Raw genomic sequence first — 25,525 nt, 5'->3', positions numbered from 1 at the left:
GAACCTGTTTAGAACGACTGACCGATGCCAGCATAGATGCCGTAATCCGTCCCACCCTCGAACTTGTTGAGGGGAACGGCGAAATCAAGCCGGATCGGACCGAAAGGCGTGGCGTAGCGCAGGCCGATACCCGCACCGGCCCTGATATCCGAAAAATCGGGCGCGACATCGGCGGAGACCACCCCGACATCGATGAAGGGCACGATGCCGATCGTGTCGGTCACCTTGACGCGCGTCTCGAACGACGCGGTCATGAAGGAAGCCCCGCCCGTCGCCTGGTTGGCGGCGTTGTAGGGAGAGATTTCCTGATAGCCGTAACCGCGCACCGATCCGCCGCCGCCGGCAAAGAAGCGCCGGGTCGCCGGAATGTTCGCCAGATCGTCGGCGCCGAGCAGGAAGCCGGCGGACAGCTTGCCGGCGAGCACGATCCGGTCTTCGGCGCCAAGACCGTAATAGCCCGATATCGAACCCTCGAAGGCGGAGAAGATCGTGCCGTTATAGGCTTCGTAGCTCGGCGTCACCTTGGCCATCGCCCGGTAGCCCGACGTCGGGTCGAGCTTGTTATCGCGCGCATCACGGTCGAACTGCAAGGGAGCCGCGAAGGTCAGATAGGTGTTGGTGCCGAACGCATCGTCGTCCTTTTCCCAGCTGACCTCGCCCGCACCGGTAAACGTGTCGGTATCGTTGAGTTCGTAGGAATAGCCGAGCGATGCCGTCACCAGCTTGGCGCTATAGGCATCGGGGTTTTCGCTCTTGGCCAGAATGCTGGCGATCAGCGTCCCCGACGGCACGAAGGCGCCGGGCTTGGTGAAGGTGATACCCGCCGAAAAGTCGAGATCGCCCAGAGCCGTCGCATCCCCAAGCCGACCGACGGCGCCTTCGACGCGCAGCCCTTCCGCCCCTCCGAACAGGTTGCGATGGCCCCAGTAGCCATTGAGGCCGAAGCCGTCGACCGTCGAATACTGCGCACCGACGCCGAAATAGCGCTGCTTGCCCTCGGACACTTCGATGATCATCGGCAGGCTGCCGTCGCCGGCCAGCTGGTCGCCCTCACGCAGGGTGACGCTGGAGAACACACCGAGCGCCCGCAGCCGCTCGCCGGCCTTCTTCAGCGCTTCCGGTGAGTAGCGATCGCCCTTGTTGATGCGCGAATAGCGCTCGATGAAATCCGGCCGCACCGCCTTGGCGCCCGTGACCCCGACCGTTCCGATCGGCGCGACCGGTCCGCCCTCGGCGGCGAGCACGACGTCGACCGTATTCGTGCGGTGGTCGGCCACCACCTTGCGCGTGGTCAGCTTCGCCAGCGGCCGCCCATCGCTCTTCAGCTGCTCGACGATCTTGTCGCCGGCCTTGATGATCGTCAGCGACCCGGCCGAAGCGCCCGGCCCGAGATCGTAATCGGCGGGGTTGCGGTTGGCCGCGTCGCCGCCGAACTGCACCTCTCGCACACGAAATACCGGCCCGGCGGCAACGCTGACATTGACGGGGACCGGGCGCGAGCGATCGAAGGTCGGGTTCGGCGGCAGGTCGTCGATATTGCGGCCGTCGACGGTAATGGTCACGACGCCGCCATAACGTGCCTTCTCGTAAAGCGCCGCGATCAGCCGATCGCGATCGTCGCGCGCCTTGACCACGACGCCGAGGTCGCCCGAAACCGGCTGCTCCTTGTCGCTGACCAGGCGCGAGCTGTTTTCGAGCGCTTCCTTGAGATCAGGATCGGCGGCGTCCGATGTCAGCGTCACCTCGTAGCGAACAGGATCGGGCACCTGGTTGGCGTCCGTATCGTCCTTGCCGAAAAAGTTGATCCCGAAAAGCTTGAAGGCGTAGGCGTCCGCCACGAGTGCCGGTGACAACGCGGTCGTCACCGCGACCATTGTCACGATGCCTGCTCGCCGATACGCAATACCCGGTTTCGGTGACTTCCGTCTGATCTGCATCCGCCGCTTTTTGGTTACATTGGAATTAAGCTGTGCGCCCCCGGCCTGATGCGACCTTAGCGGCAAAATTCATTTTGTTGTACCGTTTTAAAGCGCATGATTGCTGATTTAGCGCAAAAAAACAAAAATCCCGGGCCAGAGACCCGGGATTTGAAAGGCTTTGGCGAACGATCAGCCGCGGCAATCGTCGATATAGCGGCGGCCATACTGGTCGCGGTAGTAGCACTGGCCGGGCTGTTCGGCGACGCGGCCGATGAGCGCGCCGGACACGCCGCCGACAGCGGCACCCACGGCTGCGCCGCGAACATCACCCGTCACCGCGCCACCGATGATGGCCCCGGATGCGGCACCGATGCCGGCACCCTGCTGCGTCGGCGTGCAGCCGGCGATCGATAGGCCGATAAATGCGAGCGCAATAATCTTTTTCATCAATAACTCCTGTTTGATTGCCCGATGGGCAGTGCCGATGGGCCATGTCCGATGGACGGTGCCCGATGGGCGATGGTTGTCCCTGATTCCTGTCTTTTTCGTAACCTAGACCGCAAACTATGGCGCAATAAGGGGCAATCCACCCCTCCGCTCGATTTCAGTCGACGGGACGCACGCAAAGCCGCTCGTAAATCGGTCACCAAGAACCATCCTGGGCACCGTGCCCACCGCCGCGATGCGCGATTGATCTGGCCAAGCGCGCCAATTTCAAATTAAAGTAATTCGAAACTATGGGCCAATTGACGCACATGGTGCTAAATCGGACCGGAAGGGTTGACGTGCAGTCGTCCTTGGGCGGAAAACGCCTGCACGATACTGGAGCATGAGATGGATTTCGAAGCATTCTTCAAGAGCGAGCTGGAGGGCCTTCACCAGGAAGGCCGCTACCGTGTGTTCGCCGATCTTGAACGTCACCGCGGCAGTTTTCCGCGCGCCACGCGCCACACCCCCGAGGGGCCGAAGGATGTGACCGTCTGGTGTTCCAACGACTATCTCGGCATGGGCCAGAACCCCAAGGTGATCGAGGCGATGAAGAACGCCATCGATCACTGTGGCGCGGGTGCGGGAGGCACCCGGAATATTTCTGGCACCACCCACTACCACGTTCTGCTCGAGCGCGAACTCGCCGATCTGCACGGCAAGGAATCAGCCCTGGTCTTCACCTCGGGCTACGTCTCCAACTGGGCGGCGCTGGGCACGCTCGGCGCCAAGATCCCCGGCATGATCATCTTCTCGGATGCGCTAAACCACGCCTCGATGATCGAGGGCATCCGCTACGCCAAGTGCGATCGCGTCATCTGGAAGCACAACGACCTGCAGGATCTGGAAGCCAAGCTCGCCGCCGCCGATCCGAAGGCGCCGAAGATGATCGCCTTCGAGAGCGTCTATTCGATGGACGGCGATATCGCGCCGATCAAGGAAATCTGCGACCTCGCCGACAAGTACGGCGCCATGACCTATCTCGACGAAGTCCATGCTGTCGGCATGTATGGCCCGCGCGGCGGCGGCATCGCCGAACGCGAAGGCCTGATGGACCGCCTGACGGTTATCGAAGGCACGCTCGGCAAGGCCTTCGGCGTCATGGGCGGCTATATCGCGGCGTCCGCGGCGCTTTGCGACTTCATCCGCTCCTTCGCATCGGGCTTCATCTTCACCACGGCGCTTCCCCCGACGCTCGCCGCCGGTGCCGTTGCCTCGATCCAGCACCTGAAGGTCAGCCCGTTCGAACGCGCCCGCCACCAGGACCGTGTCCGCCTGCTGCGCGCCAAGCTCGACAAGGCCGGCATCCCGCATATGCCGAACCCGAGCCACATCGTCCCCGTGATGGTCGGCGACGCCGCCAAGTGCAAGTGGATCTCGGACCTGCTGCTCGACAACTGCGACGTCTACGTCCAGCCGATCAACTACCCGACGGTTCCGGTCAAGACCGAACGCCTGCGCATCACCCCCACGCCGCTGCACACCGATGCCGACATCGAGCATCTGGTGGAAGCGCTGCACTCGCTGTGGTCACGCTGCGCCCTGGCTCGGCACGTCGCGTAAAGTGACGCGCGACGGCGCTGCACTCTCGGCTTGGAGCCTACGGCAGACAGCGAGAGTCATAAGCTATTGAAAGAACGCGGAAACCCCACTCGCCGCGTCATCCTCGGGCTCGTCCCGAGGATCTAAGCACGTTGCCCGGAATGCAACGGTGCTGGGTGTATGGAAGAGCGAAGCAAGCTCTTCACTCTACCGCCAACCCGCGTCTTCTGTCCCGCCAAGCGTCCATCCACGTCCAGCAAGTTGGCCGCTCAGCAGATGCTCGGCACAAGACCGAGCATGACGGTCGTGGGTTTGGGAACGCCGTAACCTATTCGACGAAAACAGTGCCGCACACTCGCGTACGTCGCGGACCGCCCGCAACCAGCCCCTCAGGCCGCTTTTTCGCGGATTGCCACCAGTGCGGCGGCCCGCTGCCGGGCTTCCTGGTCGACGGCGAACACGTCGTCCATCGTCGCGGCATCGGGCAGATGCACCAGCTGATCCATGACGGCTTCCGTCACGTCGGCCATGGCGAGGAATGACAGGCGGCCGGCGATGAAGGCTTCCAGCGCCACTTCCTTGGCGGCGTTCAGAACCGCGCCCTGCACACCGCCGCGCGTCATCGCGAGCCTTGCAAGGCGCAGCGCCGGGAAGCGCGCCTCGTCCGGCGCCTCGAAATCCAGCCGCGCCAGCTTGGCGAAATCGAGCCGCTCGATCGGCAGGTTCGGCCGGCGCGGATGCGCCAGCGCGTAACCGATCGCGGTCCGCATATCCGGCGCGCCGAGCTGTGCCAGCACCGAACCGTCGGTGTAGCCCACCATCGAATGGATCACCGATTGCGGATGCACGATGACCTCGATCTGATCCGGCGCCAGCCCGAACAGATGCTTGGCCTCGATCATTTCGAGCGCCTTGTTGAACATCGAGGCGCTGTCGATCGAGATCTTCAAGCCCATCGACCAGTTCGGATGCGCCCGCGCCGTCTCGACGTTCACACCCGCCATCTCCTCGAGCGAGGCGTTGCGGAATGGTCCGCCCGACGCCGTCAGGATGATCCGTTCCACGGCATGACGCTGGTTTTCCTCCAGCACCTGGAAGATCGCATTGTGCTCGCTGTCGACGGGCAAAAGCTTGCCGCCGCAACGGCGCACGGACTCCACGAAGAGGTCACCGGCGGAAACCAGGCATTCCTTGTTGGCGAGCGCGATATCGGCGCCCTTGCGGGCCGCGGCAAGCGTCGGCGCGAGGCCGGCCGTGCCGACGATCGCCGCCATCACCCAGTCGGCATCGAGGTCCGCGGCTTCCATCAACCCGGATTGACCGGCGGCGACCGCGATTCCGCTTCCCGACAACGCGCCCTTCAGCGCCTCGTAATGGCTTTCACTCGCCGTTACCGCGAGCCTGGCGCCGGCAGCGCGCGCCTGCTGCGCCAGCAGATCGACGTTTTCGTTGCCCGTCAGCACGGAAATCTCGAAACTTTCGCGACCGCCGAGATGTTTCACCACGTCGAGCGTATTTTGCCCGATCGAGCCGGTGGAACCGAAGATGCTGAGGCGCCGAGGCCCGCTTTTGCCTGATGTCATCAAGGATTTCGCCAAAATTCCCGCATTTGTCCTCGGCTCTACAGGGGATTGGAATGAGCGGCAAGTGTGCAGTGCAGCAGATTTTTTGCCGCGAGGGGTTTACATCCCAGCCGGTCGATGTGATCCTGATAACAATCCTCAGGGATAGGAGCATCGGCAATCGTATCGGTTGCAATTTTAAAGCTCCGGCGGCGCAGATTTCGCGCCTGCTTCCGTATCCGCGCCAAGGCCGGACGCGACAAAAACCAGAGCTGATGTTGGGTTTGCAAGGCGAATTCCCGCGCGCTTTCGTGCGTTCATGCCTGAGACCGACATCGACCAGAAGACCCTGACCGTTACGAAGGGACAAATGGCCATGAGAACGACAAGCAGTTTATTGCTTCTGCCCGCCGCGCTCATCTCATTCGCACCGCGCGTCTACGCGGAAAACCTCGTCATCTGGACACCGGTAAAGGTGTCCGAGCGCTCCTACAAGGCGACCATGGGCTTTCGCCTGCCCACCGAATGGGAAACCAGCGCCGGCGCCGATATCGGCCTTGCGGCATCGAAGGGCGGCGTCCTGCTCGGCGGCTCCGAGCAGGCCTCGCTCTGGGGCAAGATCACCAAGGTCAGCGTCACGCCCGCCGCCCGCGCCGAGCGGTCGGCGAGCCTGCGCGTCGATACGCTGCGGGGTAGCGGCGCGCTGATGCTTAGCCGGTCCCGCAGCTGGATTTTCTCCGATACGCTGGACATGGTCTCGACCCGCTTCGTGCAGGTCCGCTATGACGCCGTCGATGCGCGCCAGACATTCGTCGACACCTCGCAGGCCCTGAAGCTGATCCAGCCATGGACCGGCACCTCGATCTCGGCCGCGGCCACGGTGTCAAGCTTCACTGGCGATGTGACCAGTTCGCTGGCACTGAACCAGATAATCCTCCCCGACCTTAATTTGAGCGCAACCATCAGCAATCCTGGCTCATCCACCCGGTCCGGAAGCGTAAATGTGAACTACCGTGTCACATGGTGATCACGCACGCGGCACCGGCGGGTATAATGTTCGGATGGAGGAAGGAAGGCATGACATGGCACATTTTGCGGCAGATGACAGCAGATCACCGTCTTCGGGCGGCATGAACGAACACGCGGCGTTGAAAGCAGATGTCTCCACCGCATTGGCGGTTGCGAGCGGCTTCGACGCCTCGCACATCGCGGTCACGGTCGAGCGGGACGAAATCGTTCTCAGCGGCCTGGTTGCCACGAAAGCCGATCTCGCCAGCGCGATCATTGTCGCCGAAACGACGGCAAGCGATCACACGGTCCGCAATCGCATTGTCGTCGCGCAATCCGTGCTCGACAACCTCGGCGAGGTCGGCTGACCGCAGCGACCGACACTAGCCGGCGAAGCGTTCCATCAGGAAGCTGGAGCCGGCGACGCGGTCTGTCTTCGGTGTCGTGACGGGGCCGCCGGGCTGGTAGCTGACGGCGATCAGAAGGCCGCCGATCAGGAGATACGCAACCGCGAGCATCGAGAGTTTCATGGTCATTGGCCTGGTCCTTTGGCTTGGCTGCTTTGCCAGAACAACGCGACGGCCGGCCAGATGTTCCCTTCTCGAAATGGCACGCCGGCACGGCGCGCCGGCAACGAAAAAGCCGCCCCTGACGGGACGGCTTTTCCTTTGAAATCAAATGATAAAATCAGCCGGCCGGCGTAAGCGTGACCGATGTGCCGGTGGCCGCGACATTGAGGCCGAGCTGGCCGGTGACGCTGATGGTCTGCAGCTGGATCGAGCCCGCCGTGCCGCCGAAAAGGATGTTGGCGCCGACGCCGCCTGCAAGCGTCGCCTCGGCGGTGATCCCCTGATAGAGGCCACCGAGCGAACCGCGATGATAGCCTGCCGTCGGGGCGAACACGGCCCAGACGAGACGGCCGCGCGTGGTGAAGCCGAGATCGACGCCCATCTTGCGGATGGTGCCGCTGTAGCGATCGGACGCGCCGCGCGTACCGCTGAAGACGCAATCGACGGTTTTCGCCGAACCCAAGACGTAGCCGACGCCGCCGCCGACGTCGCAGGTCAGAACGCCGATCTTCACGCCATCGCGCTGATCCGGCTCTTCATAGGTCGTCACGAGATCCGCTGCCGCCACCGAGGTGGCGAAGACTTGAGCCAGCGAAGCTGCCGCGACGATCGTTGCGATTGTCTTGTTCATTGTGGTCTCCTTAGTATCCTGACGGAAAAAGATAGTGCCTTGTTATAAACTACCAACCCCGGCCGTAGGAACAAAATTAACAAATGCTCAAAAGCAAATGTGTGGGGTCTGATTCGCTACATGCATCCTGATTTCTGGCTGATTTCGGGCGCCATTCGGTTAGCGCCTGAATAAATCCCGACCATGGCCTGTTGTTCCACCGCCGTCGCGCATTCTTGTCCTCAAGAACGCCGTTGACGAGAAGCCGGATCGCCGGCGCGCCCACAAAAAAGGACCCCGGGATTGGCCGGGATCCTTGATCGCCAAGCGACGATTACTGAATGTCGGGGCATGCCTCGCTCTGCGAAGCGCCGCTATTGCCACCCTGCGCGGCCGTCGAACCCGGCATCGGCTGCGGCGGGCAGCGCGTCCGATCGACAGTGCCTGTCGTATTGGTATTGGGCCCCGCGTTCATTGTTCCGGGGGTGGTGCTGTAGGTGGCCGTCGGATCGACCACCGTCGGCGATGTCCCAGGCGTATTCGGAGCATCCGGGTTTGCGCCACCGCCGCTATCGACCGTGCTGCCGCCGATCGTCGATCCCGATGGGCTCGGATTGGACTGGGCCATTGCCCCGCCTGCGAGACCGAGTGCCAGGATCGATGCCGCGATCAGTTTCGCTTTCATGATGCTTCTCCTTCGCTGTTGTCTACCCGTGGTCAACGAAGGAGAATCGTCATCGTTCCATAAAAAGCGTCAGCTGCCGGCGCGACGCTCAGGCCGCCAGATCGTCATCGACACGCCGGTTGTCCTGCGTGCTCGGGGGAGCACTGATTTTGCGGCCACTGGTCAGGGCGCCAAGATGATAGGCCGCCAGCCGCGATGCCCGAAACGCGAAACGCGCGATCTCCAGTCCCGCGCGATAGGCATAGACGGGATAGCGTTGAGCGAGCGGCAGCCTGAAGCGCCGCCCCTGCTGGATGTCGGAAGGAAAGCCCGCTTCCTGCGAGATCGGAACCGGCGAAATGAACATCCCGCGCAGCCCGTCGAAGAATTCGAGATCGAACGCGATATCGTAGGGCAACCGCATCGGCACGAGGTCGTTGCACATCCATTCCGCCGCCTTTCGGTTGATCAGATAGGCGCCGGACCCTTTTTCGCGTGTCAGCGAGATCGCCAGCGAACGCGTCTGCGAAAGCGGAACAGCCGTGAACTTGCGTCCCTTGTTGACGCTCGACAGGCGCAGCACGTCCCAATGCCGATGCTCTTCCAGGGCCTCGGCGATGACGGTGGCGAGATTGTCAGGCAGCACGAGATCATCTTCCAGGATCAGCGCGTGGTCATGCGTCGATTCCAGAAGCCGCTTCGCGCAGGCCACATGGCTGAGATAGCAGCCGACCTCTCCCGGATTGGTCAAGCGCCCGTGGCGGCGCCGGAAGCCGGCCTCGTCGTAGGCAGCGATCGGAAAGTCGAGCGCGCGGCCGTCGACGGCGGCGATGCGCTCGAAGGGCAGGCCGAGCGTGTTGAGCTGCCTCGCCATCGAGTGAAGCCGCGCTTCCGCGCGGTCCAGATTGATCAGCATCGTGAGAAAAGATCGTTCCCGCTTGAAATCCGCGCGACTGAACGTCGGAGCGCTGGAGAGCACGCCACCCATGCATTATCCTCAAGACCGTATCAGGCCAGTTCAATGTCACTCACGGCTTGAGACAACATCGACTTATACGTCTCAGCTGCACGGCCAGTTTGCGCCGTGCTTGGCGCAATTTCCGGTCATATTCAAGTGTAAATTCAGATTATCGATCAGGAATACTCACTGAATACTGCGAAACCCTCGACCAACATTAGCTCCTGAAAATACAACACAATTTTGTGACAAGATGTGAAATTTCCGGGACGCCACCCGGAAATTTCTATTGTCTTGGTAAGCTTGCCCTCGCGGGCTCAGCTCTGCCAGTCGTCCGTCGGCGTCTGCGCGGCGGCGACGACCGGACTGTCGTCCAGCGAATAGGCGCGAATGTAGTCGATCTTCATTTCGGAGCCATTGGGCAGACCGTTGGCCGGCGTCCCGGCGATGCCACCGATGGCGAGGTTGACGATCATGTACATCGGGTCGTTCATGTCCTCGGGCGTATCGGCTTTCGCAACCGCGACGTCGTCGAAATACCAGACGATCTGCTCCTTGTCCCAAAGTACGCCATAGGTATGAAAACCCTCGGTGCTCGCGACATTGACCGCCGTCTGGTCCATCGTGTACTTGCCGTTCGCAATCGAATGCGCCGTCACATTGACGATGTTGGGCTCCTGCCCGCGCATTTCCACCACGTCGAGTTCCGGCGGCCAGGAGCCGTCCGCGGGGAGCAGCCAGAACGCCGGCCAGGCGCCCTGCTCCGTCGGCATGTCGGCGCGGATTTCGAAGTATCCGTAGGTCTGCGCGAAGGTGGAATAGGTGTTGAGCATGCCGGACGTATAGTCGAAGCCTTCCAGCTGCCCGGCGAGCGACGCCGGCGTCTCGGCCGCCGTGATCGTCAGCACGCCGTTCTGCACGGAGAACGGATTGACCGCGGTCGTGCCGGCATAGGAAGGATTGATGTACCACTGGTCCTCCGCGTTGTTGGGCAGCGTGCTCCCCTTCTCGCTCGCCCACCAGAACTTGGCGTCCCACGTTCCCTGGTCGCCGTTGCGCAGGGACAGGCTGTTGAACTCGTCCGCGAAGGTGAGCGACAGCGCCGAACGATCGAGCGTCAGCTGGAACTGGTCGGCATTGAGGGCCGAAGCCGTCGTGTTGGCGAGCACGAGGCTCTCTCCACCCCCGAGGTCGATCCTGAGATTGGCGCCCTCCTGTGTCGAGCGGCTGAGAACCTGATCGAAGCTGGTCAGCGAATAGTTGTTGAACCGGATCGTGTCGTCGCTGCTGAAATCGACGATCAGGTCGCTGCCGTTGCCGCGCGTGAACAGGAAAGTGTCGGCGCCGCCGCCACCCGTCAGCACGTCGTTGCCCGCCCTGCCATCGATCGTCTGGCTGCCCGCGGCGCCCGAGATGATGTTGTCGGCGCTATTGCCGAAGGCATAGCGCCCGGCCCCCGTCACCGTCAGGTTCTCGAAGTTCTCGGGCAGCGTATAGCTCATCCAGGTGTTGATCGTGTCGGTCCCGCCGCCCGGCGCTTCGGCCGCGCGATTGATGCCGGAGTAGAGGTAATAGATATCGTCACCCGTACCGCCCTGCATGGTCACGTTCACCGAACTGTCACCCCATATGCTGTCATTGCCGGCGGTGCCGTTGAGCACCGGGCCGGATCCTGTTGCCGAGAACCAGGCGGTTGATGTTCCGCTGTAGAACAGGCTTGCGCCGACCGCGTTCTGAATCGACTGTGGCATGGTCATCTCCTAGGGTTTTCGTCATTGAAATATCGCCAAGGGCATCCTCGCGATGCCCTGATGGCCAAACGCTCCTCCCTTCCCCGATGCGCCTCCTCCCGGACGCCATCGGGCATTACGCACGTCACGTCGAGGCCGGCCTTCATTCCTCCCTGAAGGCCCTCGCCGCTTGGTCGGTGAAGGGCTTGGCGAGATAGGCGAGCGCCGTCCGCTCCCCCGTCTCGATGAACGCCTCCACCGGCATGCCGGCCACGGGTGTCAGTGCCCCGAGCCTGCGCCATTCGTCCTTCCCGATATCGACACGGACGCTGTAATAGCTCTCGCCCGTTCGCTGGTCGGTCGTGAGATTGGCGCCGATGCGTTCCACCCGTCCATTGAGCTCCATGGTGGTGCGCTGGCTGAAGGCCGAAAGCCGCAGCACCACCGTCTGCCCCAGAGCCACCTGGTCGATATCGCGCGGCGCGAGCCTGAGATCGGGCGTCAGCGCATCGCCATCGGGAACGATTTCCATGATCGAGGCCCCCGCCTGCACCACCGCACCCGGCGCATGCACCGAAAGCTGGTGGACGATGCCCGCCTGCGGTGCGCGGATCTCGATATGCTCGAGATCGTCCTTGGCCGCGACGAGCCGTTCCGAATATTCGCCGGTATCGCTTTCGGCCTGCCGCAGCTGCTCGGAGACTTCGCTGCGCCTGTCGTCGCCGAGCTGGATGATCTGCAGTTCCGTCTCCGCGACCTTGCCCTTCACCTCGGCGGCCGACGCCACCAGATTGCCGAGCTCGCCGGTGAGGTTTGCCGCGTCGCGCTCCAGCGCGTAGACCCGCGTTGCCGGTATGATGCCCTGTTTCAACAGCGGCTGAAGGCTCGCCAGCTCCTTGCCGATGATCCGCATCGCCTGCCGCTTGCCATCCTGTTGCGACACCAGCCCGTCCGCCTGCTGGCCGAGCTGGCGAATGCGCTCGCGCAGCTGCGCGACCTGTCCGTTGAGCGAGGCCCGCCGGTCGTCGAACAGCCGCCGCTCGCCCTGCATCAGCGTCTCCCGCTCCTCGGGGGCGGCCTGCGTGACCAGATCGGAAAACGCAAACGTCTCCCGCCCGTCCCGCTCTGCAGAAAGGCGCGCCGTGCGCGCCGCCAGCTGCCGCAATCGGCGAGACACGATCGCGACCGTCGCGCGCACCTGTGTGTCGTCCAACCGCAGCAGCACCTGCCCGGCTTCGACCTTGTCGCCATTGCGAACGAAGATCTCGCCGACGGTCCCGCCCTTCGGATGCTGGATCGGCTTCACGTAGCTGTCGACGACGAGCGTGCCCGAGGCGATCACCGCGCCGTTGAGGCGGATGGTCGCCGCCAGACTGCCGAGAACGCCGACGAGAACGAGAACCGCCGCCAGCGCCAGAAGCGCCAGCCGCCGGATGGCGCGCTCGGCGATCGGTGCGCCCACACTGTTTGCACCACGCTTCATCGTGCCGCCCTCCCCTCGCTCACCCGTCCGAAACGCACCGGCGAGAATGTCGCCGAGACGGCGGCCACGGGCTGTCCGAGCACCTCCTCCTTCGGCCCGAAGCCGCGCATCTGGCCATCGGCGAGCACCATCACCTTGTCGACGCCGGCAAGCGCGCTCGGCCGGTGGGCGATGACGATCGCCACGCCGCCGCGCTCACGCACGCCCGCGATGGCGCGTGTCAGCGCCGCGTCTCCCTCCGCGTCGAGATTGGCGTTCGGTTCATCGAGCACGACGAGGAAGGGATCGCCGTAGAGCGCGCGCGCCAATGCCAGGCGCTGCCGCTGGCCGGCGGAAAGCGTCGCGCCCTCCTCGCCGATCACGGTATCGAAACCGGCGGGCATCCGCACGATCATCTCATAGATGCCGGCGGCCTTCGCGGCCGATATGACGGCCTCCGACGACGCAGAAGGATCGAACCGGGCGATGTTCTCGGCGATCGTTCCCTCGAACAGGCCGATCTCCTGCGGCAGGTAGCCGATGTGCGCTCCGAGCGCTTCCGGTTCCCATTGCGACAGCGACGCGTCGTCGAGCCGCACGGCGCCCGCGCGCGCCGCCCATATCCCGACCAGCCCACGCGCCAGGGACGACTTGCCGGACGCGCTCGGCCCGACGATCCCGATCGCCTCGCCGGCCTTGGCTTCGAACGATACGCCGCGCAAGAGCGGCACGGTCGCGCCGGGAGCCGAGAGATGCAGGTTCTCGACCTTCAGGCCTTTCGTCGGCGCCGGCAGCCTTACATCGGGATCGCCGACACGATCCGCCTCGCTCAGCCGGACAAGACGCGTCCAGCTCTGGCGCGCCGCGGCAAAGCCCCGCCACTGCCCGATCGCCAGTTCGACAGGCGCGAGCGCCCGGCTGATCAGGATGGAGCTGGCGATCATGATCCCGCCCGTCGCCTCCTGGCGAATGACGAGAACGGCGCCCACCGCGAGCACGCCCGATTGCAGGACCAGCCGCACGACGCGCGACAATGTCGATAGCGACACGGTGATGCTGGTCGTTCGAAATTGCGTCTGGCGATAGCGGAGGTTGATCGCCGACCAGCGTTCCTCCAGCCGCCGCGAAAAGCCCATCGAGGCCACCGTCTCGGCGTTGCGACGCGTGGCTTCGGCAAGCGCCGTCCGCTCAAGGGCGATCCCGGCCGCGGCCCGTGTCGGCGCCCGCGTGCGAATTTCGGCGATGATGGTGAGGCCGACCAGAACGAGCGCGCCCGCCAGCGCGACCACCCCGATCCAGACATGAAACAGGAAGCAGAGGCCGAGATAGAAGGGCATCCACGGAAGATCGAACAGCGCCGTCGGCCCCGGCCCGGAAAGGAACCCGCGCACCGTGTCGATATCGCGCATCGGCTGCAGCCCGTTCTCCTCCACGGACCGCCGCGATGGCGCGGTGGCGAAGGACCGGAAGACGATCGGCCCGAACCGCTCGTCGACCGACTGTCCCAGCCGCGCCAGCACCAGCGACCGCAGGAGTTCGAGCAGCCCCAGGAAGGCGAAGAGCGTCAGCGTTATGATGCCGAGGCCGACAAGCGTCGGAAGGCTGCGGCCCGGAATGACGCGGTCGTAGACCTGCAGCATGAAGAAGGAGCCGGTGAGCGCCAGAATATTGACGAAGCAGCTCGTCATGCCGATCCCGATCAGCGTACCCCGCACGGACGAAAGGGCGGAAATCAGGAACGGCGCGGATGTTTTTGCCTTGAATTGGGACAAATTGCCTCTCGATCGCGTGAAACTGGGGCAGTGATGTCCCGAACATGGATCACAACAGTGACGAGAACTTGCTCTTTCTATGGTTGTGCAAAACTAAAATTTCTCACTGTTAACGCGAGTTTTGCACTGCAACATGGGCATGTCCCGTCATGACGCAAGATCGTCCTCCTATGAGACAGCTGCCCAAAATTTCAGTTTCCCGATGGCCTCTCGCCTCGCGGCGGCGAACGGGCGAGCGGGGAATTGGAAAGATGGGGGCGGCTCAACGGGCCCTGTCGTCAAAAGCCTGTTGATCGACACGATCAGTCAAGCTATGCAGGGGACGTTGTCCACGTAGCTCAGCAGGATAGAGCACAGGATTCCTAATCCTGGGGTCGGAGGTTCGAATCCTCTCGTGGACACCATTTTCCTGAAAGTTCAATCTCTTGCCATGGCTCTGGCCGGCTCCGCCGCGTCATGCGCGATGCGGGGAAGACCCGGGGCACCCGGGTCTTCGATATCAGCCGATCACTCGCCCAGGCGCTGTTCGGCCAGCCGCACCCAATATGAGATGCCGTGGCTGATGACCTCGTCGTTGAAGTCGTAGGCCGGATTGTGCAGGCCGGCCGTATCGCCGTTGCCGATGAAGATGAAGGCGCCGGGGCGGGCGTTGAGCATGTAGGAAAAGTCCTCGCCGCCCATCATCGGATCGATATCGGGATTGACGTTGGCGGCGCCCGCGATGTCGGTCGCCACGGCTGTCGCGTAGACGGTCTCGTCCGCATGGTTGGATGTGACGGGATAATTGCGCTGGAACTGGATTTCCGCCGTGGCGTCATGCGCTTCGGCCACGCCGGCGACGATCTGCCTGAAACGTGTCTCCGCGAGGTCGCGCACCGCCTCGTCGAGCGTGCGCACCGTTCCGGCGAACACGGCCTCGTTGGGGATGACGTTATGCGCGAAGCCGGCATTGAACTTGGTGACCGACACCACGACCGAGCGCAGCGGATCGACGTTGCGCGATGCGATCATCTGCAGGTTGGTGATGATCTGCGTGCCGATCGCGATCGGATCGATCGTGCGGTTCGGCTGTGCCGCATGGCCGCCGCGCCCCTTGACCGTGACGGTGAACTCGTCGGTGGCGGCCATGATCGGCCCCTTGCGGATGGCGAAATGCCCGACGGGCAGGCCGGGCATGTTGTGCATGCCGTAGACCTCCTCGATGCCGAAGCGCTCCATCATGCCGTCCTTGACCATCAGGTCGCCGCCGGCGCCACCTTCTTCCGCCGGCTGGAAGATGACCGCGACGTTGCCGTTGAAATTGCGGGTCTCGGCGAGATACTTCGCGGCGCCGAGCAGCATCGCCGTGTGCCCGTCATGGCCGCAGGCGTGCATCTTGCCCGATATCTTCGATGCCCATGGCTTTCCCGATATCTCGGTGAGCGGCAGGGCGTCCATGTCGGCGCGAAGCCCGATTGCGCGCGATCCCGCGCCATTGCCCCTGATCAGGCCGACGACGCCGGTGCGGCCGATGCCGGTCACGATCTCGTCGACGCCGAATTCCTTGAGCTTCTCGGCCACGAAGGCGGCCGTCTCTTCGACCGCGTAGAGCAGGCCCGGCCGTTCATGAATGTGCCGGCGCCATTCGGTCACTTCGTCCTGAAGTTCGGCGGCTCTGTTCAAAATCGGCATGCTTGCTTCCCTGCTGAAAATCGAAAACGGCGGCAATAGCGGGCTTGTATGTCACGGCTCGCAAATAAGTTAGACAATGGCCTTTGCCATGTCATGGCCATATACGTTAAATAGGGGAAACTTTCGAGACATCAGGACATCTTTAAGGACAAACCGTGTCGACGCGCCAGAATCGCCTGCTTGCCGCCCTGCGGCCGATCTCCATCGCCGCCTCGGCGGCCGTCATCGCCTTCTCCGCGACGTCCGCCGCCTATGCCAACCCTTATATACTGGTCGATGTCCAGAGCGGCCGCGTGCTCGAGCACGAGGAAGCCTTCCGCAAGTGGTATCCCGCCTCGCTCACCAAGCTGATGACGATCTATACCACCTTCGCCGCGATCCGCTCCGGCCAGATCAGCATCGATACGCCGATCGCCATGAGCAAGACCGCCGCCGCCCAGCCGCCGGCCAAGATGTATTTCAAGCCCGGCCAGAAGCTGACGCTCGACAGCGCGCTGGAAGATCCTGATCGTCAAATCCGCCAATGACGTTGCCGTGGCCGTCGCCGAAGCCGTGGGCGGTACGCAGGACGCCTTCGTTCTGAGGATGAACGCCGAAGCCGAGCGGCTCGGCATGACCGACAGCCACTTCGTCAATCCGAACGGCCTGCCCGGAAAGGGCCAGTACACGACGGCCCGCGACCTCGCGATCCTGTCGGTCGCCCTGCGCCGCGATTTCCCGCAATATGCCAGCTACTTCTCGCTGGAGGGGATCACCACGGGCAAGCAGAACATTCCCGCCATCAACATGCTGATCGGCCGCTTCGCCGGCGCCGACGGCATGAAGACCGGCTTCATCTGCGCCTCGGGCTTCAACCAGATCAGTTCGGCCACCCGCAACGGCCGCACGCTCGTTTCGGTCGTGCTCGGCACAGACAGCCTTGCCGCCCGCGCCGATGCCTCCGCCGACATGCTGCAAAAGGGTTTCACATCGCAATTCCCCGGCACCGACACGCTGGGCTCGATGAAGCCCTACGGCCAGACCCAGGAGGTCGCCGACATCACGGCCGAGATCTGCAGCGCCAAGGGTGCCAAGATCCGCAGCGAAACGCGCGACGAAGTCGGCCGCATGAAGATCAGCTCTCCCTATATCCAGGAAATGAATCGCGAGCCGAACTTCGTCTATGCCGGCCTGATCCCCGGCCAGGCCGAGCCGCAGCCCGACAAGGTGGCGACGGCCGGCACCGGCGATATCGCCAACGTGCCGATCCCCAAGCCGCGCCCCACATCCTTCTAAGGCATTCAGACCTCCAGGGCATTTTGATATGAGCGCAGTTGCCGATCGCATCCCGGTCACCATTCTCACCGGCTTTCTCGGCGCGGGCAAATCGACCCTCCTGAACCGCATCCTCAAGGATCCGGCCATGAAGGACGCCGCCGTGATCATCAACGAATTCGGCGATGTCGGCATCGATCATCTGCTGGTCGAAAGCTCCGGCGACGCCATCATCGAACTGTCGGACGGCTGCCTGTGCTGCACCGTGCGCGGCGAACTGGTGGATACGCTCGCCAACCTGATGGATGCCATCCAGACCGGCCGCGTCAAGCCGGTGAAGCGCGTCGTCGTCGAGACGACGGGCCTTGCCGACCCGGCGCCGGTCATGCAGGCGATCATGGGCAACCCTGTCATCGCCGAGAGCTTTTCGCTCGATGGCGTCGTCACCGTCGTCGATGTCGTCAACGGGTTGCGGACGCTCGACAACCACGCGGAAGCCGTCAGGCAGGTAGCCGTCGCCGATCGCCTGATCCTGTCCAAGAAGACGCTCTCCTCCCCCGCCCTGCTGCGGACACTGGAGGCCCGCCTGCGCGCGCTCAACCCGCGCGCCGCCCTTGCCGATGCCGACGATGCAGCGACCGGCACCGCCGCCACCCTCGTCAACGGCCTCTACGACCCCGCCACCAAGAGCGCCGACGTCGGCCGCTGGCTGCGCGACGAGGATGCCCACGATCACGAGCATCATCATCACGGACATGACGGCCACGGTCACCATGATCATGGGCATCACCAGCACGATGATCATGACCATCATCACCACGACCATCAGCACGCGCACGACGTGAACCGTCACGACGCCTCGATCCGCTCCTTCTCGATCGTCGAGGACAAGCCGATCGACCCGATGGCGCTCGACATGTTCATCGATCTCCTGCGCTCGGCGCATGGCGAAAAGCTGTTGCGGATGAAGGCGATCGTCGCGATGTCGGATCGTCCCGACCGGCCGCTGGTGCTGCATGGCGTGCAGAGCATATTCCACCCGCCGATCCGCCTTCCCGACTGGCCCGATCCCGCGGACCGGCGCACCCGCATGGTGCTGATCACCAGGGACCTGCCGGAAGCCTTCGTCAAGGACCTCTTCGATGCCTTCCTGGGCAAGCCGCGCATCGACACCGCCGACCGCGCGGCCCTGAACGACAACCCGTTGGCAATCCCTGGAATGCGTTTCTAGCACTCCGGGAATGGGCTTCGTGAGAGCAGGCAGTGGATTGCTATCGTTTGCGGATCAGGAAGCGGTGACCGGTCTCGGTCCGTTCGGTCTCGATCAGCTCGTGACCATCCTCGTTGCAGAAATGCGGAATATCGATCCCGGCGAGAGGATCGGTGGTTTCGACACGGATCGTCGCGCCCGATGGCAGCGACGACATCTTCTTTCGTGTCTTGATGACGGGCAGCGGGCATTTCAGCCCGCGCAGATCGTAGGACATGGCGCTCACGCCGTCAGTTCCTGTCCCAGAACTTCCAGAACGGCTTCTTGGCGGCGAGCTCGACCGATTGAGGCTGCTCGACGGGCGCCAGGGCCGTCGCGGCAGGGCTTATCGGGCTCGGCGTCGGCACCGGCACGGACGCCGGATTGACGATCGCGGCATCGGCCGTCTTCACGGTGGCGGATGCATCCGCGGGCGCCGAGCCGGCGGCCGTGTTGGCGGCGACGGTCGTCGCCGTCTTCGCGGCCGTCATGCCTTCGAGATCGGCGACCTTCATCATCCGGCCGGCTTCGAGCGAGGTCCCCGTCGGCGCGTAGGCGAGCTCGCGGCCCTTGCGGCTCTTGGCGACGACGGCCTTGCGCTCGGCTTCCGACGGATCGTACCACGCCATGCCGTCGAATTGCTTCGACGCCTTGGCGTAGGCGATGTCATAGGTCTTGTCGTAGGAGGCAAGCGCTGCCGTCAGCGCCGGCGGCGCCGACATCTCGGGGCACTTGCCGCCGGGATTGAACGCACCCGCCGACTGCTGGTTGAAGACGTATTTCTTCTCGCAGACATTGACCTCGGGCGGCCGCTTGGTGACTTCGAAATTGTCGTAGCCGACCTTCAGCATCTTCCAGAAGTCGATGTTCTCGCTCGTCCGGTGCTTGAACATGTTCTCGGCCGTCATCCGGAACGGGAAGGCCTGCAGCTGCACGCCGGTCTGGCCGCCCTGGAAGGCGTCGCGCGCGAAGGCGTAGATCTCGAGCACCTGCTCGTCCGTCATCGAATAGCAGCCGGAGGAGGAGCACGCGCCGTGGATCATCAGATCGGTCCCGGTACGACCGTTGACGGCATCGTACTTGTTCGGGAAGCCGGTGTTGATCGCGAGATAATACTTGGAGTTCGGGTTCAGGTTGGCCTTGGTCAGGTTGTAGAAACCTTCCGGCGCCTGCCTGTCGCCCTGTTTCACCTTGGGACCGAGACGGCCAGACCAGGCGCAGATCTTGTAGCCGGCGATCTTGTCGTAACGGTTGTCCGTCTTCGCTTTCCAGATCTCGAGCTGGCCCTCTTCCTTGAAGATGCGGATCAGGATCGGCGAATTGCGATCCATGCTCTTGGCGGCCATTTCGGTGAGGATACGTGGCGGAAGCGGCTGTTCGACCTTGTTCTTGACTTGCGAGAGGTCGATCTGCGTGGTTTCCAACGCGTCGTTGCAGCCGGCCAGGGCCAGCGCCATCAGCGAAACATAGGCAAAATGACGAAAGCGCATTTCAGCTAGCCCAATTACGAGATGCAGCCCGATCCGGTGAACCGTCCAGGGTCACGCGAAGCATTGGCCCGATCTGGTTTACAAAACCTTAATGACCAGGCCGCGCGCCCACGGCCCTCGCAAGCACGAAAGCTATTGATAACACCAATGTGGCCAAGGTTTGGCCGCAATCCGCGGCCGCCCTGCCTGCCCCGCAGCCTCTGTTAGAGGTTGCGGCCCATGTTCAGGAACTTCTGGCGGCGATCGTTGCGGATCTGCTCGCCGGAGCGGTTGGCCAGCTCGCCGAGCGCATTGGCGATGACGTCTCCGGTGGAGGCGATCACGCTGTCGGGGTCGCGATGCGCGCCGCCGAGCGGCTCGCCGATGATGCCGTCGATGATGCCAAGCGCCTTCAGGTCATCCGAGGTGATCTTCATGTTGGTCGCCGCTTCCTTGGCGCGCGCCGAATCGCGCCACAGGATCGAGGCCGCGCCCTCGGGCGAGATCACGCTGTAGATCGCGTGCTCGAGCATGTAGACCCGGTTGCCGGTGGCGATCGCGATCGCGCCGCCCGAGCCGCCTTCGCCGATGACGACGGAGATGATCGGAACCTTGAGGCCGAGGCACATTTCCGTCGAGCGGGCGATGGCTTCCGCCTGGCCGCGCTCTTCGGCGCCGACGCCGGGATAGGCGCCGGCCGTGTCGACCAGCGTGATCACGGGCAGGCCGAAGCGATCGGCCATCTCGAGCACGCGGATCGCCTTGCGGTAACCCTCGGGGCGCGCGCTGCCGAAATTGTGCTTCAGGCGGCTCTTCGTGTCGTTGCCCTTTTCCTGGCCGATGACGGCAACCGGCTGGCCGCGGAAGCGTGCCAGACCGGCCTGGATCGCCGCATCCTCGGAAAACTTGCGGTCGCCGGCCAGCGGCGTGAATTCCTGGAACAGCGTCTTGGCGTAGTCGACGAAGTGCGGCCGCTGCGGATGACGCGCGACCTGGGTCTTCTGCCAGGCGTTGAGCTTCGAATAGATTTCGACCGTCGCTTCGCGAACACGAACTTCGAGCCTGCCGATTTCATCGGATGTGTCGATGCTCTCGTCTTCCGAGGCAATCTTCTTCAGTTCGATGATCTTGCCTTCGAGATCGGAGATCGGCTTTTCGAAGTCGAGATAATTGTGCATGAGGTGCGTTTCCGTTCCTTGTGCCCGGGGCATTTGTCTTCTGGCTGCCCTTGTCGCCGGTCCTAATCCTGCTTTTTCGCCTGTTTGGCAAGGGGGTGATGCGTTTGGACCAGTTGCTGGAGCCTTTCTTCCAGTACATGCGTGTAGATTTGCGTGGTGGAAATGTCCGAATGGCCGAGCAGTTCCTGCACCACGCGCAGATCGGCGCCGTTGGCCAGCAGATGGCTGGCAAAGGCGTGCCGCATCACGTGCGGAGAGATCATCGATGGGGTGAGCCCCGCCCGGATCGCCAGGTTCTTGAGGTCGCGCGCGAAGACCTGCCGGGCGAGATACCCCTCCTTCGAGGCCACCGGAAACAGCCAGGGGCTTTCCTGTGGATTTTCGGCTTTTGCCGCCTCGGCCGCCAGCATCCGCCCGTAGAGCTTCAGCGCGGCGATCGCCGATTGCGACAGCGGCACCAGCCGCTCCTTGTTGCCCTTGCCGCGAATGATCAGGAAGCGGCCTTCCTGGTCGAGCACGCGGGCCGGAAGCGACACCAGCTCGCTGACCCGCATGCCGGTGGCATAGAGGAGCTCCAAGAGCGCCAGCATGCGCAGCCGCTGCAATTGCCCGGGCGCCTCGTCCTGCGCTTCCTCCTCGGCCTTTTCCAGGAGCCTGCCGACCTCGTCGACACCCATGGTCTTCGGCAGCGCCCGCCCCTTTTTCGGCGCGTCGAGGATGCCGGTCGGATCGTCGGTGCGCATCCCCTCGGCATAGAGAAACTTGTAGAACTGCCGCATCGCCGCCAGCCGCCTGGCCTGCGACGACGGCTTGAATCCCTGCGCGGCAAGCGACGCCAGATAGGCCGACAGATCAGCGGACGCCGCCTCCGTCAGCCGCACGCCCTTGCCGTTCAGGAAGGAATGCAGATCGTCGAGATCGCGTTCGTAGGAGGAAAGCGTGTTGGCCGCGGCACCGCGCTCGGCGCTCATCATCTCGAGAAAGGACTCGACGTGAACGCGGCTGAGATCCCTCATCGCATCACTTCTTCGCCGGGCTGATCGCGCCGGTGGCGGGCGGGTTGATCCGCTCGGAAGGAATGCGGATCGTCACGTCGCGCTCCTTCGGCTGGACGAAAGTCACAAGCGCCCACATCGTTCCGTATATCGCTCCGGCGATGACCGCCAATATGGCGAGAAATCGGAACAGACTCGGCATTCAACAACTCCATAACTTTGCTTCTTTATGAAGAAGCGCGTTTGCAAGTGCAAGAAGGAGCATTTGAACCATGATTCCCTTTACCTCCGACTTGACGCTACACCTGCATTTGTTGATACCGTTCGCAAACAAAGTGTGAATGGACCAATGAACGACCCAGTTCTGATCGTTGCCGATAGCCTGAGGGACAGAGCTCGTGCTGCGCTCGGTTCGCGCAATCTGATCCTCGTCGGTCTGATGGGAGCCGGCAAGTCGTCGGTGGGCCGCATCGTCGCCACGCAGCTGGGCATCCCCTTTATCGACAGCGATGCGGAAATCGAGCGCGTATCGCGCATGTCGATCAGCGAGCTTTTCGCCGCCTATGGCGAGGACGAGTTCCGCGCGCTCGAGGGACGGGTGATGAAGCGGCTGCTGAAGGGCGGGCCGCGCCTCGTCTCGACAGGCGGCGGCGCCTTCATCAACGACCGCACCCGCAAGCATATCAAGAGGGGCGGCGTCTCGGTCTGGCTGAAGGCCGATCTCGACGTGCTCTGGGAGCGTGTCAACAAGCGCGACACCCGCCCGCTGCTGAAGACCGAAAATCCCAGGCAGACGCTCGAAAACCTGATGAACGCAAGATACCCGATCTACGAGCAGGCAGACCTCACCGTCATCTCGCGCGATGTGCGCAAGGAAGTGATGGCCGAGGAAGTGCTGAGAGCCGTGATCGACAGCAGAACCGAAAGTGCAGCCTGATGAACGCGATTGCCGCCTCCACCGACCGCAAGGTTCATGTGCCGCTTGGCGACCGCGCCTATGACATCCTGATCGGCCCCGGCCTGATCGCGCGCGCCGGCACCGAGATCGCCGCCCGTCTCAAGGGCCGCAAGGCCGCCATCATCACCGACGAGAACGTCGGCCCGCTCTATCTCAACGCGCTCGTCGAGAGCCTGACGGCCTCCGGCATCGCGTCGTCGGCGCTGGTCTTGCCGGCCGGCGAGAAGACCAAGAGCTTCGAGCATCTGATGACCGCCTGCGACAAGGTCCTGGAAGCCCGCATCGAGCGCAACGACTGCGTGATCGCGCTCGGCGGCGGCGTCATCGGCGACCTCTCCGGCTTTGTCGCCGGCATTGTCCGTCGTGGGGTGCGCTTCGTGCAGATCCCGACATCGCTGCTGTCGCAGGTCGACAGCTCCGTCGGCGGCAAGACCGGCATCAACAGCCGCCACGGCAAGAACCTCATCGGCGTCTTCCACCAGGCGGACCTCGTGCTTGCCGATACCGATGTCCTGAACACGCTCTCCGAGCGCGAATTCCGCGCCGGCTATGCCGAAGTCGCCAAATACGGACTGATCGACAAGCCCGATTTCTTCGCCTGGCTGGAAGCCAACTGGCAATCCGTCTTTTCAGGCGGCGCGGCCCGCATCGAGGCGATTGCCGCAAGCTGCCAGGCGAAATCGGATGTCGTCGTCGCCGATGAGCACGAAAACGGCCAGCGCGCCTTGCTCAATCTCGGCCACACCTTCGGCCACGCGCTGGAAGCCGCGACCGCCTACGACAGCAGCCGCCTCGTCCATGGCGAGGGTGTTGCGATCGGCATGGTGCTCGCCCACGAATTCTCGGCCCGCATGAACCTTGCAAGCCCGGATGACGCAAAGCGCGTCGAGCGTCATCTGAGAGAGGTCGGCCTTCCGACCCGCATGTCGGAGATCCCGGGCACGCTGCCACCCGCCGAAGTGCTGATGGACGCGATTGCCCAGGACAAGAAGGTCAAGGGCGGCCAGCTCACCTTCATCCTCACCCGCGGCATCGGCCAGTCCTTCGTCGCCAACGACGTGCCGGCATCCGAAGTATTGAGCTTCCTCAAGGAAAAACACCCGCAATGACCCTCGAAGGCACGCTGGCATTTCTTTCCGCATATTGGCCGGAAATTCTTTCCATCGTGGCCCTCGTCCTCGTGTCCGCCTTCTTCTCCGGCTCCGAGACGGCGCTGACGGCCGTCTCGCGCAGCCGCATTCACACGCTGGAGGCAAACGGCGAAGAGCGCGCCGGCATCGTGCGCAAACTGATCGAGCGCCGCGACCGGCTGATCAGCGCGCTGCTGATCGGCAACAACCTCGCCAACATCCTGGCATCGGCGATCGCCACCAGCCTGTTTCTCGGCCTGTTCGGCAGCTCGGGCGTGGCGCTGGCGACACTGGCGATGACCGTCATCCTGGTCATCTTCGCCGAGGTGCTGCCGAAGAGCTGGGCGATCTCGGCGCCGGAACGCTTCGCGCTCAACACGGCCGGCGGCGTCAAGCTGTTCGTCGCCTTGGTCGGCCCCGTCTCGTCCTTCGTGAACAGGATCGTGCGCCGCATTCTCGCGCTTTTCGGCATCAATCTCTCGCGGGAAGTGTCGATGCTGACGGCGCACGAGGAACTGCGCGGCGCCGTCGATCTCCTGCATCGCGAGGGCTCGGTGGTGAAGGCCGATCGCGACCGTCTCGGCGGCGTGCTCGATCTCGGCGAGCTCGAACTGTCCGACATCATGATCCACCGCCTGGCCATGCGCTGCATCAATGCCGACGACCCGCCCGAGGTGGTCGTGCGCGCCATTCTCGACAGCCCCTTCACCCGCATGCCGCTCTGGCGCGGCTCGACCGACAACATCATCGGCGTCGTGCACTCCAAGGACCTCCTGAGGGCGCTGGCCGAGCGCGATGCCGAGCCGGAGCATCTCGATATCGTCAAGATCGCCCAGAAGCCCTGGTTCGTGCCCGACAGCACCAATCTCGAAGCACAGCTCAACGCCTTCCTGCGCCGCAAGCAGCATTTCGCCGTCGTGGTCGACGAATATGGCGAGGTGCAGGGCATCGTCACGCTCGAGGATATTCTCGAGGAGATCGTCGGCGACATCTCGGACGAGCACGACATCGAGATACAGGGCGTGCGCCAGGAGGCCGACGGCTCGGTGGTGGTCGATGGCAACGTGCCGATCCGCGACCTCAACCGCGCGCTCGACTGGCAGCTGCCCGACGAGGAGGCGACGACGATCGCCGGCCTCGTCATCCACGAATCGATGACCATTCCCGAGGAGCGCCAGGCCTTCACCTTCTACGGCAAGCGCTTCATCGTCATGAAACGTGACAAGAACCGCATCACCAGACTGCGCATCCGCCCGGCGGAGGAGAACCAGAACAATCCCGCCTGATCGACCGCCCCCTCAACCATTGCACGCTGCGGGAGGAGCCCGGCGGGCAGCAT

At 63.5% G+C, this 25,525-nt stretch carries 24 protein-coding genes, 1 tRNA gene and 1 pseudogene; 9 read left to right on the top strand and 17 right to left on the bottom strand.

Annotated elements, in window-relative coordinates; all coding sequences use genetic code 11:
• Positions 1-8 precede the first annotated feature (8 nt).
• Both P3R82_RS27740 and P3R82_RS27735 read right to left on the bottom strand, forming a co-directional pair.
• Complete coding sequence (locus tag P3R82_RS27740; protein WP_283196086.1) at positions 9-1,937, bottom strand: autotransporter assembly complex family protein; 1,929 nt, start codon at positions 1,935-1,937, stop codon at positions 9-11.
• Between the two features lie 171 nt (positions 1,938-2,108).
• Positions 2,109-2,366, bottom strand: a complete 258-nt coding sequence (locus tag P3R82_RS27735) for a glycine zipper domain-containing protein (protein WP_283196085.1) — start codon at positions 2,364-2,366, stop codon at positions 2,109-2,111.
• A 387-nt stretch (positions 2,367-2,753) separates the two neighbouring features.
• Here P3R82_RS27735 and hemA point away from each other — a divergent pair, with 387 nt between their 5' ends.
• Positions 2,754-3,968, top strand: a complete 1,215-nt coding sequence (gene hemA, locus P3R82_RS27730; RefSeq protein WP_283196084.1) for a 5-aminolevulinate synthase — start codon at positions 2,754-2,756, stop codon at positions 3,966-3,968.
• 368 nt (positions 3,969-4,336) lie between these two features.
• On the opposite strand, the gene dxr is transcribed toward hemA, so the two are convergent.
• The gene (gene dxr, locus P3R82_RS27725) at positions 4,337-5,530 is read right to left on the bottom strand and encodes a 1-deoxy-D-xylulose-5-phosphate reductoisomerase (RefSeq protein ID WP_283196083.1); all 1,194 of its coding nucleotides are present in this window, start codon (positions 5,528-5,530) and stop codon (positions 4,337-4,339) included.
• 38 nt (positions 5,531-5,568) lie between these two features.
• Positions 5,569-5,799 (bottom strand): hypothetical protein, encoded by a 231-nt coding sequence (locus tag P3R82_RS27720; protein ID WP_283196082.1) that lies wholly within the window; start codon positions 5,797-5,799, stop codon positions 5,569-5,571.
• An 86-nt stretch (positions 5,800-5,885) separates the two neighbouring features.
• Here P3R82_RS27720 and P3R82_RS27715 point away from each other — a divergent pair, with 86 nt between their 5' ends.
• Both P3R82_RS27715 and P3R82_RS27710 read left to right on the top strand, forming a co-directional pair.
• A complete protein-coding gene (locus tag P3R82_RS27715) occupies positions 5,886-6,536 on the top strand; it encodes a hypothetical protein (RefSeq protein WP_283196081.1) in 651 nt (216 codons plus the stop codon).
• 55 nt (positions 6,537-6,591) lie between these two features.
• The gene (locus P3R82_RS27710; protein ID WP_283196080.1) at positions 6,592-6,885 is read left to right on the top strand and encodes a BON domain-containing protein; all 294 of its coding nucleotides are present in this window, start codon (positions 6,592-6,594) and stop codon (positions 6,883-6,885) included.
• A 15-nt stretch (positions 6,886-6,900) separates the two neighbouring features.
• Here P3R82_RS27710 and P3R82_RS27705 read toward each other — a convergent pair whose 3' ends face one another.
• From P3R82_RS27705 to P3R82_RS27675, 7 genes are all read right to left on the bottom strand, one after another.
• Positions 6,901-7,053: a hypothetical protein gene (locus tag P3R82_RS27705; protein WP_183901695.1), complete on the bottom strand. Its 153-nt coding sequence runs from the start codon at positions 7,051-7,053 to the stop codon at positions 6,901-6,903.
• Between the two features lie 151 nt (positions 7,054-7,204).
• Positions 7,205-7,717: a DUF992 domain-containing protein gene (locus P3R82_RS27700; protein ID WP_183901696.1), complete on the bottom strand. Its 513-nt coding sequence runs from the start codon at positions 7,715-7,717 to the stop codon at positions 7,205-7,207.
• 313 nt (positions 7,718-8,030) lie between these two features.
• Positions 8,031-8,381, bottom strand: a complete 351-nt coding sequence (locus P3R82_RS27695; RefSeq protein WP_283196079.1) for a hypothetical protein — start codon at positions 8,379-8,381, stop codon at positions 8,031-8,033.
• An 88-nt stretch (positions 8,382-8,469) separates the two neighbouring features.
• Positions 8,470-9,276 (bottom strand): glycosyltransferase family 25 protein, encoded by an 807-nt coding sequence (locus tag P3R82_RS27690; protein WP_283196078.1) that lies wholly within the window; start codon positions 9,274-9,276, stop codon positions 8,470-8,472.
• A gap of 359 nt (positions 9,277-9,635) precedes the next feature.
• Positions 9,636-11,069 carry a family 16 glycosylhydrolase gene (locus P3R82_RS27685; RefSeq protein WP_283196077.1) on the bottom strand — a complete coding sequence of 478 codons (1,434 nt, stop codon included), beginning with the start codon at positions 11,067-11,069 and terminating at the stop codon, positions 9,636-9,638.
• 142 nt (positions 11,070-11,211) lie between these two features.
• The gene (locus P3R82_RS27680) at positions 11,212-12,531 is read right to left on the bottom strand and encodes an HlyD family type I secretion periplasmic adaptor subunit (RefSeq protein WP_283196076.1); all 1,320 of its coding nucleotides are present in this window, start codon (positions 12,529-12,531) and stop codon (positions 11,212-11,214) included.
• Positions 12,528-14,282 carry a type I secretion system permease/ATPase gene (locus P3R82_RS27675; RefSeq protein ID WP_283196075.1) on the bottom strand — a complete coding sequence of 585 codons (1,755 nt, stop codon included), beginning with the start codon at positions 14,280-14,282 and terminating at the stop codon, positions 12,528-12,530. Before P3R82_RS27675 ends, P3R82_RS27680 begins: the two co-directional genes overlap by 4 nt.
• Before the next feature lie 327 nt (positions 14,283-14,609).
• On the opposite strand from P3R82_RS27675, the gene P3R82_RS27670 reads away from it, so the two are divergent.
• Positions 14,610-14,686 (top strand) — tRNA-Arg (locus P3R82_RS27670).
• A gap of 103 nt (positions 14,687-14,789) precedes the next feature.
• On the opposite strand, the gene P3R82_RS27665 is transcribed toward P3R82_RS27670, so the two are convergent.
• Positions 14,790-15,953 carry a M20 aminoacylase family protein gene (locus P3R82_RS27665; protein WP_283196074.1) on the bottom strand — a complete coding sequence of 388 codons (1,164 nt, stop codon included), beginning with the start codon at positions 15,951-15,953 and terminating at the stop codon, positions 14,790-14,792.
• 155 nt (positions 15,954-16,108) lie between these two features.
• Between P3R82_RS27665 and P3R82_RS27660 the strand changes: the two are divergent.
• Positions 16,109-17,228, top strand: a pseudogene (locus tag P3R82_RS27660) (D-alanyl-D-alanine carboxypeptidase family protein).
• A gap of 28 nt (positions 17,229-17,256) precedes the next feature.
• Positions 17,257-18,438, top strand: a complete 1,182-nt coding sequence (locus P3R82_RS27655; protein WP_283196073.1) for a GTP-binding protein — start codon at positions 17,257-17,259, stop codon at positions 18,436-18,438.
• Between the two features lie 40 nt (positions 18,439-18,478).
• Here the strand turns inward: P3R82_RS27655 and P3R82_RS27650 are convergent, their stop codons facing one another.
• The 5 genes from P3R82_RS27650 to P3R82_RS27630 form a co-directional block, all read right to left on the bottom strand.
• A complete protein-coding gene (locus P3R82_RS27650) occupies positions 18,479-18,703 on the bottom strand; it encodes a sulfurtransferase TusA family protein (RefSeq protein WP_283196072.1) in 225 nt (74 codons plus the stop codon).
• A 4-nt stretch (positions 18,704-18,707) separates the two neighbouring features.
• Positions 18,708-19,946: a murein L,D-transpeptidase family protein gene (locus tag P3R82_RS27645; RefSeq protein ID WP_283196071.1), complete on the bottom strand. Its 1,239-nt coding sequence runs from the start codon at positions 19,944-19,946 to the stop codon at positions 18,708-18,710.
• Between the two features lie 203 nt (positions 19,947-20,149).
• The gene (locus P3R82_RS27640) at positions 20,150-21,103 is read right to left on the bottom strand and encodes an acetyl-CoA carboxylase carboxyltransferase subunit alpha (RefSeq protein WP_183901707.1); all 954 of its coding nucleotides are present in this window, start codon (positions 21,101-21,103) and stop codon (positions 20,150-20,152) included.
• Positions 21,104-21,165: 62 nt separating this feature from the next.
• Complete coding sequence (xerD, locus tag P3R82_RS27635) at positions 21,166-22,119, bottom strand: site-specific tyrosine recombinase XerD (RefSeq protein ID WP_283196070.1); 954 nt, start codon at positions 22,117-22,119, stop codon at positions 21,166-21,168.
• Positions 22,120-22,123: 4 nt separating this feature from the next.
• On the bottom strand, positions 22,124-22,300 hold the full coding sequence (locus tag P3R82_RS27630; RefSeq protein WP_183901709.1) for a hypothetical protein: 177 nt from the start codon (positions 22,298-22,300) through the stop codon (positions 22,124-22,126).
• A 147-nt stretch (positions 22,301-22,447) separates the two neighbouring features.
• Between P3R82_RS27630 and P3R82_RS27625 the strand changes: the two genes are divergently transcribed.
• Genes P3R82_RS27625 through P3R82_RS27615 form a run of 3 tightly spaced genes read left to right on the top strand, consistent with a single transcriptional unit; the run spans position 22,448 to position 25,472 of the window.
• Positions 22,448-23,035, top strand: coding sequence for a shikimate kinase (locus P3R82_RS27625; protein ID WP_183901710.1), 588 nt, complete (start codon positions 22,448-22,450; stop codon positions 23,033-23,035).
• Entirely contained in the window at positions 23,035-24,165 is a 1,131-nt protein-coding gene (aroB, locus tag P3R82_RS27620; protein WP_283196069.1) for a 3-dehydroquinate synthase, read from the top strand. The genes P3R82_RS27625 and aroB overlap by 1 nt, the downstream gene beginning before the upstream one ends.
• Positions 24,162-25,472 carry an HlyC/CorC family transporter gene (locus P3R82_RS27615; RefSeq protein ID WP_183901712.1) on the top strand — a complete coding sequence of 437 codons (1,311 nt, stop codon included), beginning with the start codon at positions 24,162-24,164 and terminating at the stop codon, positions 25,470-25,472. The genes aroB and P3R82_RS27615 overlap by 4 nt, the downstream gene beginning before the upstream one ends.
• Positions 25,473-25,525: the final 53 nt, after the last annotated feature.

Origin of the sequence: Rhizobium sp. AN80A (genome assembly GCF_030053015.1) — a bacterium.
GTDB classification, from domain to species: domain Bacteria; phylum Pseudomonadota; class Alphaproteobacteria; order Rhizobiales; family Rhizobiaceae; genus Rhizobium; species Rhizobium metallidurans.
The sequence above is the reverse complement of the archived record's forward strand: the minus strand, read 5'-3'. Positions and strand labels throughout refer to the sequence as shown.